Source organism: Leptospira ognonensis (genome assembly GCF_004770745.1).
Taxonomy (GTDB): Bacteria; Spirochaetota; Leptospiria; order Leptospirales; family Leptospiraceae; genus Leptospira_A; species Leptospira_A ognonensis.
The window spans coordinates 157,590-168,136 of the sequence record NZ_RQGD01000010.1 but is presented as its reverse complement, the minus strand read 5'-3'; the positions used below and the strand labels follow the sequence as shown (position 1 = coordinate 168,136).

The following is a 10,547-nucleotide window of genomic DNA, read 5'->3' as shown; positions in this document are numbered from 1 at the left end:
GAACCAAGAGTGGAAACTAGATTTCCCAGAGGATTGGAATGAAAATAACTCTTTTCGGCGTTCGTGGATCTCTGCCGGCACCTATCAATAAAAAAGAGCACCAAGAAAAACTGCTGAAAATTTTGAGAATGGCAAAGGATGCTTGGAAAAAGAATCCAGATTCTTTCTCAGAAGAGAAGTTTATCGAATCTCTGCCGTTACCACTCCAACAGGATTTAGGTGGAAATACAACTTGTGTATTTCTGGAGGGAGATGCTGGTGAAAAAATTATTTTCGATATGGGCACGGGCATCCGCGAATTAGGAAATATCCTTGCTCCTCGCGCGTTCAGTGGCGAAAAGCTCGATCTGAACATCCTCGTGTCTCATACACATTGGGATCACATTCAAGGCTGGCCATTCTTTAAACCAGCTTACTCACCTTCGACACATATCAATTTTTATTCCGCGATTTCGAACTTGGAAGAAAGGCTGACAAGGCAACAACACCCGGAAAATTTTCCTATTACATTAGAACAAATGGCCTCGAAGAAGTCATTTCATCTCTGGCAAGAATTTGAGTCTTATCCTATTGGAGATTTAAAAATCATACCTATTTTCCTAAGACATCCGGGAAGCTGTACGGGTTACAGAGTCAGAGAAGGGGATAGAAAATTTTTGTTTTGCACGGATGTTGAATATCGAGAAGAGGACAGAGAACACCTGTTAAATCTAAAGCCTCATATAGTTGGATCTGACCTACTCGTGATTGATGCACAATACAGTACTGCTGAGGCAGAAAAAAAAATCGGTTGGGGTCATACTGCCGTGAGTAAAGCCGTTGAATTCGCAGAAATGATGGAAATCAAAACGGTTGTCCTGACCCATCATGAGCCAGACCATGATGACCATGAGGTCATACGCATCATATTGGAAGAAGGAAAAAGCAAACAGCCAGAGAAAACACAAGTGTTGATCGCGCGTGAAGGTATGACTTTCGTTCTTGATTGATAAAAAACGACTATCGATTGATTAAATAGTAGGAGTGAAACCCCTTTCCTTTTCCTGACCAGGCATCACATTTCACCTCCAGCTCCAAATCTGCTTGGATTTGGTAGGGTTTTGCAAAAAAAAGTTGTATAAAAAATCTGAGAAAGTTTGAAATGTTTTCAAGCGCACTGATGGCTGCTATGGTCTTTGTCCGAATGATATCCAAATGACAAGCCTCCCCCTCACCAAAGTAAACTCGCTCTTTTTTTGGTAAACTATACCCAGATGTCGGTTCTAATTCAGAGTCCATAACTTCGGATCGAGTGACAGTGCCCTCTAATAGGAGTTCGCCGCCCTTTGACATGACCGCAACTTTTCGAAAAAATCCACCTGGTATTTTATCCGTCCCAATAAATCCACCAGTAAGGATCCGTGTTCCGTCACTCGTAATAGCCCTGGCAATCTCCCATTTTTTTGAAAACTTATAGACTTCATAATTGGTAAGAAGATGCTCAATCCCGCCAGTGCCTTCTACATATTCAGGAACACCTTTATAAAAAATATTTCCCGTTACCTTTGCAAAGGAGACAGGAATGTCAGCCTGTATAAACTTCCCCTCTTCTGTTAACATAAGTTTACCGCCAGATATGGCAACGCCTGCTTTTTGCGTCGGAGTGAAATCTAAATCGAAAATCCAATCAGGAAAAACCATGTGAATGGAATACTTTCCCTCTTTGTAATTCATCCAATTTTCGCCGCTTTGTTGGAAAAACTGGCCTGGTTTCATTGCGAAATCTTTCTCATCTAACTCAAGTGTGCTGTAGAAAACGGGCCGGTCCTTTTGTTTGACTAGCACGCTGATTCCATTGTTTTTACTTCCTGGTCCAAAGTTGCTTACTAAAAAGGTACAGAAAACTTTATAAGTCTCATTCTGTAAGGAAAAATTCCAAGCCTGCAAGTATCCTTCTTCTTTGTAGAGTTGTGTACGAAAATCGGCAGGCTTGCTTAAACGTGCCGGTTGGCTCACTTGGGAGGTCACTTCTATTGTCAAAAAACAGAAAAGAAACAAGAGAAGGGTTCGAAACATTTGCTAGATTTTGATAGACTTCCTTCCTTTAGCTACTTTTTTTTTACCTTCCGAACCAGGCGACTTGAGATTCGTAGCTGTCTCAAATAGATCGCCCAAACAGGTGATTGAAAATACTGGATGCTCTAAATTCCCGAGATCGCGAAATTTATCTCGTTCCTCCGCTATGCCATCGATATGAATCCAAGATTCAGAAGCTTCGAAGTCACGCTCCAAACTGCCCTTCACGAAGTATTCGTAGGGTCCGATCTTTGCTAAGTAAATGCTAATGGAATCAGGAGCTGCTTCGACGAGTTTTTGCCGAAAGGAATAGAGGTCATTTCGTGTCTGCCCTCGCATTTCGTAATAATGATTCAAGATTCGGAGGATGTGTAAAAATTCATCCTTCCTGGAAATGAGTTCTTTCCAGTCGGCTTCTGGCAATTCTTGCATGAGGGAGCTCCTTTTTCCTGAGATAAGGTTCAGAACCATGTCTTCTTACTTAAAAAAAAGGATTCTCACTTGAAAAAATGTTTCCGCTCGTGAGAATGAACGAAACGGATATGATTCCCCATATAATAGAAATCTTTTGGATTGAGAAGCTCCGTTACACTCAATACTGCTTTCAGCAAATCGGTAAAATTTCGGAATTAGAATTAGAGCATTCAGGCCCGGATAGAACAAAATCGATCATTTGGGCAGTCGAGCAGATGGCCGCATTCGATCGAAATTTTGCCTTCTATTTACCTATTTCTATACTCTTCTCATCGCTTTTTTTTATAGGAACGATCGAAGAACGGGACGTAGAAGAAGATATAGAAGGGATCAGAGATAAATACACTCCGCCTGCGTTTCCCATTCATTTTTTAGATATCCAAATTTCTTCAGCGAGAGATCTGAAAATTAACACCAATGGCACGAGAAGAGATACTTTTCTCAAAGAATGGCAGCTAACGCTGATTAAGATAGAGGAAAAGTTACACAAGTTTTCTGAAAATGATGCATTTAAAAAGAGATATACTTCCCTGACAGGTATACATACCATTCCAGGCGCGATCAATAACTCCACCGAGTTTTGCCACAAGCTTTGGAATCATCATGTAGCACCTTATTTAAAACCAGAATCATAAGCGAAATAATAATACTATAACATTCATTAGGAGAATTAAATGGGCAAAATTAAAGTAAAAACACCACTTGTTGAACTAGATGGCGATGAGATGACTCGGATCATCTGGAAAGAGATTAAAGATAGATTCATTTATCCTTATCTAGACATCACACTTGAGTATTATGATTTAGGTGTTGAATACCGTGATAAAACAGACGATAAAGTCACAGTCGACTCTGCTCATGCGATCCAGAAGCATGGAGTAGGTGTTAAGTGTGCCACAATCACTCCGAATGCAGACCGAGTAAAAGAATACAATCTCAAACAAGAATGGAAATCGCCAAACGGAACCATTCGAGCAATCATGGACGGAACTGTTTTCAGAAAACCCATTATTATAAAAAACATTCCAGCAGCTGTAAACTCTTGGAAAAAGCCGATCGCAATCGGTAGACATGCTTTTGGTGATATTTATAGAAACGTAGAAATGCTGATTGATGGTCCAGGAAAGGTCGAATTGGTTTACACGGATTCTACTGGCAAGGAAAAACAAAGGTTAGTTGTAAATGAATACAAAGGTAGCGGCGTTGCGATGGCGATGTTCAACCTTGATGAATCTATTAAATCTTTTGCTAAAGCATGTTTCAATTACGCACTTTCTGAAAAAATCAGCATTTGGTTTGCTACTAAGGATACCATTTCTAAAAAATACCATGCAAGATTTCGTGATATTTTCGACACAATGGCGAAAGAGCAAGAATCAGCGATGAAAGCAGCTGGTATCACTTACAGCTATTATTTGATTGATGATGCGGTAGCGCAAATCATGAAAAATGAAGGCGGTCAACTCTGGGCGCTCATGAATTATGATGGAGACGTCATGTCAGATATGGTGGCTTCTGGTTTTGGATCTCTTGGGCTTATGACTTCTGTTCTTGTTTCTCCAGATGGAAAATATGAATATGAAGCAGCTCATGGAACTGTAACGAGACACTACCGTAAATACCAAAAAGGGGAAACTACTTCAACTAACTCGGTAGCTTCGATCTTTGCATGGACAGGTGCTCTTGCAAAACGTGGTGAGTTGGATGGAACTCCTGATGTGGTCAACTTTGCTCATAAGTTAGAGGAATCTATCATCGAAACCATTGAAGGTGGAGAAATGACAAAAGATCTTCTTTCCCTTTCGACTGCGGCAACAAAGAAGGAACTTGACACGTTTCAATTTATGGAAGCAGTTCAAAAACGATTAGATTCAAAGCTCAAGTAATCGATTTAAAAAAACCAATCCCATGACCATAGCAACCTATGGTCATGGTTCCTAGGAAACCGAACGAAAGTTACTTCGACTCCTTTTATACGCAAAAAATTTCTTCTTGATTTGAGATTTTGGCGATCTAATATAGAGTGATTCACTTGGGAAGGAAGTCCTATGCGACAAAATTATTATTTCATTTTATTCTATCTCTTCCTCTTTTCAGGAAGTTTATTTTCTGCACCGACATTTGCCGCTGGCGATAGAGTTGAAGTACTCGATCCAAAAACTAAAAAGTCATATAGCGGCAAAATATTAAAAATACAACCGGAAGGTTACCTGGTACATTATGATGGTTATGCGGATAGCTATGATGAAGTAGTTAGCTCCGACCGTGTCAGTGCCATGGCAGAAATTAAGGGTGTTACTTTTATCAAATCTGAAAAAAGAAAATCCGTAAGTCTCATGGGAAATTTGAAAACGGGAGCCATCCTCGAAGATTTAGAATGGGCAGAGTCTAGCAGCATGGCTTGTTGGCCGGGAATCAGAAACATAGAATTTGAAGGGAATCAAGTCTACTACTGGACTGATCTTCCTAAAAAGAGCACTCTCGTTATCACAGTAAAACCCAAAGATCCCAAAAAAAGGATAAACCTTTTTGCCTTTAGTGGTTTTGAACCAAAGTATATTCCACCAAACATATACGGCGCTGTTAGCTGTGAAGCCTCGCATCCTTCCTGGATAGGGCAGCCAGATTTTACAAAGCCAAGTGAACCTCAATCTGTTGAGCTTAGAGCCGTAGGAAATCCCTACCGAGTTTTTATCGGAGTATCGGGAGCGCGTGACGTTGTGGAAGGTGATTATGAATTGATAGTGGAAGTGAAATAAGTAAATGCTTGATCCTTTCCTTGACTGGTTTTTCACCATTAGCTCGTCAGTAAGGTCTGCCAATGATTTATTCAACCTCTTCTTAGAATATTTAAACGAACATGATTTTGGTATCATACGGGCAAATATGGGGACAAAAACTTTGCATCCTCAGGTGGAAACCATCTCCTATATTTGGGTTCCACATGATACAGAGTCAATACTGGAGACACAACCTGATTCTCTATCTTTTTCTAGATCCACTTTAAAATACCAAAAAGGATACTTACGTGAAAACCGGTTCAATTTAGGTTCCCTTTCTTCCACTCAATTTGCAGAGAGCCCGATCAATCATGTTTTGAAGACCCAAAAAGATTTTTACTTTGCTTACGACGATTCTGTAAAAGTTTATCCATTCCCAATCCTTGAGGAACTAACAAAGTATTCGCCTACAGGGTATTTGGCAGTTCCAGTAGTTCAATCCGGAAATTCCTTTGCTTTTTTGAGTCTGGTGACTATTAAAAATGGTGGTTTTTCTGAATCGGAACAAAAATTTTTATCTAAGGCTTTACATTTAATTTCGATAAAGTGGCTCACTTTCTTACAAACTGATTTAACGGAAAGTCTGTTGAATGTTTATTTAGGTAAAAGTACAGGAAGTCTCGTTCATTCGGGTAAAATTTATCGTGGTGATTTAGAAAAGATTAACTCCATCATCTGGTTCTCGGATATCCGAAACTATTCTGGCATCAGCGAGAAATTAATTCCTCAAGACACGATTGAGTTGTTAAATGCATATTTTGGTTCCGTCATTCCTGTGATAGAAAAAAATGGTGGAGAAGTTTTAAAAATGTTAGGTGATGGGATCTTAGCTGTATTTCCTTATTCGGAAAAAAATAAAAGAAGAATTGGATACAAAGCTCTCATTGCCGTAAGAGAAGCATTTGCTGAGTTGATCAAACTTAACGTCGATCGGCAAAAGGAGAATAAACACCAGATTTTGCATGGTGTTGGAATCCATCTTGGCGAAATCATGTATGGCAATATCGGCTCGAATGATCGTTTAGATTTTACTGTGATTGGCGAAGCTGTAAACTTAACCAGTCGGATCGCCGGAATGTGCGGAGAACTTAAAAAAGCAGTACTCGCATCTGAAGAATTCGCGAAGGAAATTGCGGTGAGTTGGGAAGAAATCGGTGAACACAAATTAAAGGGCATTGCCATCCCACGTAAGATTTATGCCATACCTGAGGAAACCCAAGAATCAGAATTAAAAAAGAAAGTAAAATCCTACGGTAATGCCCACTAATAGTCCCGAAAGCAGAATATCGGTTCGTACGATTCGGTTTTTGGCGCCAGGGGTTGTTTGTTTTTTTCTGTAGATTAAGTACGCAGAGATGATTGTGATCAAAAATGGAACCACAAAAAGCAATAACTTTGGAATTTGAAAATAGAGTTTTAAATAAATTCCGAAACTAAGTAAAAGCAAATAAATTCCAAATAAGATTTGTTCAATAGAAGGAATGAATTTTCCTTTTGGTAAATTTTCTTTTTCCAATGCATTAAGTTTATACCTTTTGTTGAAAAGGAGACTGAGTAAAATATGAAAGGTCGTTGTCAGTATTGTCACAAGAAAGACACGATGTAAGAAATTTAGATGTTGTCCAAAAATGAGTGTTATGTTAGAAAAGTTGTATTTGGATTCATAAACGATTGGCAATAAGTAGGAAATTACGGGCGTTAGTAGAATTATGATCCAAGCAGAGGTTTGATTCGCATTTTTCCAGAAGACTCCGATTACAAAAATAACTAAAATTCCGGGTGTAAAATTTGAACTCTGTGATGACAGTGTGATGAAGAAATTATCTTTAGAAGCAGGATTGAAGAAAATTAATGCAAGAATCGTTGTTAAGATTGAAAAGAAAATAATAAACCATCGTCCCATTTGAATGCTTATATAATCTTCTGTTTCTTTGGTCATAATATGTTCAAAGAAATGAATTTTTTTCATCAGTGGAAGGTAGATATCAATTGTGAATAGTGTGGCAGCAGAATGTAACATGGAATCAACGGAGGAAAAAATAGCTCCGAGTAAGCCAGCCAAGATGAGTCCGATGATTCCGTATCCTGCCGGGACGATGAGGAGTACCAGCTTCGAGAAGGCTTCATCCGGATCCACCTGATTAATAAACCCAGATTGTTTCCAAATATGAAAGGCTGCAACACCAGTCAGAATGGAAAAAAACGGCACAGTTAGCTTGAGAAATCCGCTCGCTAGAATTCCCAAACGAGCTTCTTTTAAGGAACGAGCACCTAAAGCTCGCTGCACGACGTATTGGTTCGTATTCCAATAAAAAATATGTAGTATAAACATACCGGATAAAACACCAGTCCATGGTAGAACTTCATGATTGGAAGGAAGATAGATATTCATCCGACTCAGTTCTTGGGATGTAGATTGTTCTAATCGCCATAATCCACTCAAACCACCAATCTCTGGACGATGCAGAGCAAGGTAGGCAAGGACAATACCTGAGACTAAAATTAAAACGGTTTGGATCACGTCTGTATAAACTACAGATTTAAGTCCACCAAACCAAGTGTATATGGTGGCGGTGAGAGCAAGCAAAATCACAAGATGTTCATATTGAATGGAATCTGAAAGTTGTTTTGCAAAGGGAAGAAATGCCCTTCCTCCAATATACAATGCTCCTGTAAGTTGAATTAAGATAAGAATCAATGATATGAGAGAATAAAGGTAACTACTTGCCTGACCGTATCTTTGTTCGAGGAATTGGGATAGGGTGAAATACTTTTTGCGACGTAAGATAGGTAAGAATACATATGCGAGGAGAAGGATGGCGAGTATCGATCCAAATTCGTAATGGCTCTGGGCGAAACCCACAGAGAAGCCAATTCCTAACATACCCACAATGTGGTTGGCAGAGATATTCGTTCCGAAGAGAGAACCGCAGACTCCCCACCAAGGTAAGGAGCGACCACCTAGAAAATAATCTTCCTTGGTTTTTTCATCTTTTCCCGCATAAAGTCCTACAAACAAAACAAAGAAGAAGGTACCAATAAAAAAGAATATGTCAAAATTTCTAATCATAGCAGAGAAATCATTCGCCATATTAGAGAAATTCTAAATATCAGGCAAGCTTTTGTTAGGATTGGAAAACTTCTTGCGATTTTCTTGGAACCTTCATTCCTTGCAATCTATGTCGTCGCAAATTCGTATACGGTCAGAAGAGAAAAGGGTGGAAATTGGTTGGTTTTGCGATTTGTGCAATGGTGATTACGAATTTCTCGGCGTCCCAGATGGAAAATTAAGATCGAGTTTTGCACATTGTTCTGAGATTCTGAAAACCGCTGACGAGCTCGGTTACCAAAATATACTTCTACCCTCTTCCTACCAAGTGGGCCAAGATACCTTAACGTTTGCCGCTGCTGCCTCACAATTTACAAAAAACATTACCCTACTAACAGCCATTCGGTGTGGTGAGATCCATCCTCCCATGCTGGCCCGAACGCTTTCCACACTGGATCATATGTTGGAGGGTCGTCTGAATATAAATATCATATCCTCCGATTTGCCAGGAACAACAAGAGACTCAAAAACTAGGTACCAAATATCGAAAGAAGTGATACAGATCTTACAGCAAGGTTGGACCAAAGATAAGATCGACTTCGATGGAGATCACTATAAAATTCATTTAGATTCTGATCCAGTAAAATCTTACCAAACTGGTGGACCACTTTTGTATTTCGGGGGAATTTCTGAAGATGCTCGGGAACTTTGTGCAGAATTCTGTGATGTATTTTTAATGTGGCCAGAAACAGAAGACCGTTTAGCAAGCACTATGCGTGATTTAAGTGATAGGGCTAGAATGTATAATCGTCAAATTGATTTTGGATTGCGAATCCATTTGATCGTGCGAGACACCGAAGCAGATGCAAGGGATGCGGCAAGGCTTTTGATCTCAAAGCTAGATATAAACAGAGCCGAAGAAATCAAACATCGCGCTCTGGACTCTCATTCAGCTGGTGTTAAGAGACAGGATGAGTTAAGGAAAAGCGCAGATGCGGATCTTTTCATTGAACCAAATATTTGGTCTGGAATTGGCCTAGCTCGTTCCGGTTGTGGATCAGCCATTGTAGGTTCTGCAGAACAGGTGTATGAAAAAATCCAAAGCTATATCAATATGGGCATTCGCGCCTTTATTTTTTCTGGTTATCCTCTGATCGAGGAAAGCCAAATCTTCGCAAAGAAAGTACTTCCCCAATTAGAAACCGTATCATTTTCTGATGTACAAGGGCGAAGGCCAAAAAGTCCTCCCGTTACACCCCTTACAACGGCACCTAGAAAATGAAAGTTCCTCAAATTAAAATTCGATCAAATTCGGAAATCCATATATCTCGTTTCGTCCAAGGGCTTTGGCGATTGCATGAGGATCCATTAGGTGTTAGTCCCAAAAGGGTCCTTGAAAAAATCCAAACTTGTCTCGAATTAGGCATTAATACTTTTGATCACGCTGATATTTACGGTGGTCATGAAAATGAGGAAATTTTCGGCAGAGCTCTTGCACAAAATCCTTCTCTCAAATCGAGCATCAAAATTATCAGCAAATGTGGGATTCGAATTCCTGGGGAAAAATTCCAAACCAAATACTATGATTTATCTCCTATGCACATTCGTAAGTCTGTGGAAAATTCCTTAGAAAAGTTAGGCGTCGAAAGTTTAGATCTACTTTTAATCCACCGTCCGGACCCACTCCTAAATCCAGTTGAAGTTTCTGATGCATTTTTACAACTTCATGTCGAAGGAAAGGTCAAAGCATTTGGAGTTTCAAATTTTTCCCCGTCTCAGTTTTCGTTACTACAAAATAAACTCCACTTTCCTGTTGTCACGAATCAAATACAGTTTAATCCATTTCACACGGATCCTTTGTTTGATGGAACCTTTGACCAAGCAATAGATAACGAGTTTTGTCCGATGGTTTGGTCACCAACCGCCGGAGGTAGTATTTTTTCTCCTAAATCAAAATCCGAAGTTGCTATGCTCGCTACGTTAAATGAACTAGGAAAAAAATATTCTGTAGCCGCAGATCAAGTGTTATATGCTTGGTTTCTGTCCCATCCTGCGAAATTGATTCCAGTTCTTGGTTCCAATGACATAAAACACATTAAATCTTCGATTGGTGCCTTTGGAATCGAATTGAGTAAGGAAGATTGGTTTCGAATATTAGAAGTCGGGAGAGGGAAAGAAGTCGCATAAGA

Annotated in this window: 10 protein-coding genes; 7 read left to right on the top strand and 3 right to left on the bottom strand. The window is 39.6% G+C overall.

What is annotated here, in order from left to right; genetic code table 11:
• Positions 1–38: 38 nt before the first annotated feature.
• Entirely contained in the window at positions 39–989 is a 951-nt protein-coding gene (locus EHQ58_RS03295; protein WP_135621959.1) for an MBL fold metallo-hydrolase, read from the top strand.
• 10 nt (positions 990–999) lie between these two features.
• On the opposite strand, the gene EHQ58_RS03290 is transcribed toward EHQ58_RS03295, so the two are convergent.
• Together EHQ58_RS03290 and EHQ58_RS03285 are read right to left on the bottom strand one after the other, a co-directional pair.
• Positions 1,000–2,055: a hypothetical protein gene (locus EHQ58_RS03290; protein WP_135621957.1), complete on the bottom strand. Its 1,056-nt coding sequence runs from the start codon at positions 2,053–2,055 to the stop codon at positions 1,000–1,002.
• Between the two features lie 3 nt (positions 2,056–2,058).
• Complete coding sequence (locus EHQ58_RS03285; protein ID WP_135621955.1) at positions 2,059–2,487, bottom strand: LIC_13246 family protein; 429 nt, start codon at positions 2,485–2,487, stop codon at positions 2,059–2,061.
• A 110-nt stretch (positions 2,488–2,597) separates the two neighbouring features.
• Here EHQ58_RS03285 and EHQ58_RS03280 point away from each other — a divergent pair, with 110 nt between their 5' ends.
• The 4 genes from EHQ58_RS03280 (at position 2,598) to EHQ58_RS03265 (ending at position 6,576) form a co-directional block, all read left to right on the top strand.
• Complete coding sequence (locus tag EHQ58_RS03280) at positions 2,598–3,164, top strand: hypothetical protein (RefSeq protein ID WP_246047088.1); 567 nt, start codon at positions 2,598–2,600, stop codon at positions 3,162–3,164.
• A 39-nt stretch (positions 3,165–3,203) separates the two neighbouring features.
• Positions 3,204–4,415: an NADP-dependent isocitrate dehydrogenase gene (locus EHQ58_RS03275; protein WP_135621951.1), complete on the top strand. Its 1,212-nt coding sequence runs from the start codon at positions 3,204–3,206 to the stop codon at positions 4,413–4,415.
• A gap of 162 nt (positions 4,416–4,577) precedes the next feature.
• Complete coding sequence (locus EHQ58_RS03270; protein WP_135621949.1) at positions 4,578–5,288, top strand: MBT domain-containing protein; 711 nt, start codon at positions 4,578–4,580, stop codon at positions 5,286–5,288.
• Positions 5,289–5,292: 4 nt separating this feature from the next.
• The gene (locus tag EHQ58_RS03265) at positions 5,293–6,576 is read left to right on the top strand and encodes an adenylate/guanylate cyclase domain-containing protein (protein ID WP_135621946.1); all 1,284 of its coding nucleotides are present in this window, start codon (positions 5,293–5,295) and stop codon (positions 6,574–6,576) included.
• Here EHQ58_RS03265 and EHQ58_RS03260 read toward each other — a convergent pair.
• Positions 6,538–8,379: an SLC5 family protein gene (locus EHQ58_RS03260; protein ID WP_246047087.1), complete on the bottom strand. Its 1,842-nt coding sequence runs from the start codon at positions 8,377–8,379 to the stop codon at positions 6,538–6,540. The genes EHQ58_RS03265 and EHQ58_RS03260 overlap by 39 nt on opposite strands.
• Positions 8,380–8,527: 148 nt before the next feature.
• Here EHQ58_RS03260 and EHQ58_RS03255 point away from each other — a divergent pair, with 148 nt between their 5' ends.
• Positions 8,528–9,640 carry an LLM class flavin-dependent oxidoreductase gene (locus EHQ58_RS03255; RefSeq protein WP_246047085.1) on the top strand — a complete coding sequence of 371 codons (1,113 nt, stop codon included), beginning with the start codon at positions 8,528–8,530 and terminating at the stop codon, positions 9,638–9,640.
• The gene (locus tag EHQ58_RS03250) at positions 9,637–10,545 is read left to right on the top strand and encodes an aldo/keto reductase (protein WP_135621939.1); all 909 of its coding nucleotides are present in this window, start codon (positions 9,637–9,639) and stop codon (positions 10,543–10,545) included. The genes EHQ58_RS03255 and EHQ58_RS03250 overlap by 4 nt, the downstream gene beginning before the upstream one ends.
• Positions 10,546–10,547 lie beyond the last annotated feature (2 nt).

Coding starts and splice junctions, on each gene's coding strand:
- EHQ58_RS03295 (WP_135621959.1), top strand. CDS start 39: ATGAAAATAACTCTTTTCGGCGTTCGTGGATCTCTGCCGGCACCTATC.
- EHQ58_RS03290 (WP_135621957.1), bottom strand. CDS start 2,055: ATGTTTCGAACCCTTCTCTTGTTTCTTTTCTGTTTTTTGACAATAGAA.
- EHQ58_RS03285 (WP_135621955.1), bottom strand. CDS start 2,487: ATGCAAGAATTGCCAGAAGCCGACTGGAAAGAACTCATTTCCAGGAAG.
- EHQ58_RS03280 (WP_246047088.1), top strand. CDS start 2,598: ATGATTCCCCATATAATAGAAATCTTTTGGATTGAGAAGCTCCGTTAC.
- EHQ58_RS03275 (WP_135621951.1), top strand. CDS start 3,204: ATGGGCAAAATTAAAGTAAAAACACCACTTGTTGAACTAGATGGCGAT.
- EHQ58_RS03270 (WP_135621949.1), top strand. CDS start 4,578: ATGCGACAAAATTATTATTTCATTTTATTCTATCTCTTCCTCTTTTCA.
- EHQ58_RS03265 (WP_135621946.1), top strand. CDS start 5,293: ATGCTTGATCCTTTCCTTGACTGGTTTTTCACCATTAGCTCGTCAGTA.
- EHQ58_RS03260 (WP_246047087.1), bottom strand. CDS start 8,379: ATGATTAGAAATTTTGACATATTCTTTTTTATTGGTACCTTCTTCTTT.
- EHQ58_RS03250 (WP_135621939.1), top strand. CDS start 9,637: ATGAAAGTTCCTCAAATTAAAATTCGATCAAATTCGGAAATCCATATA.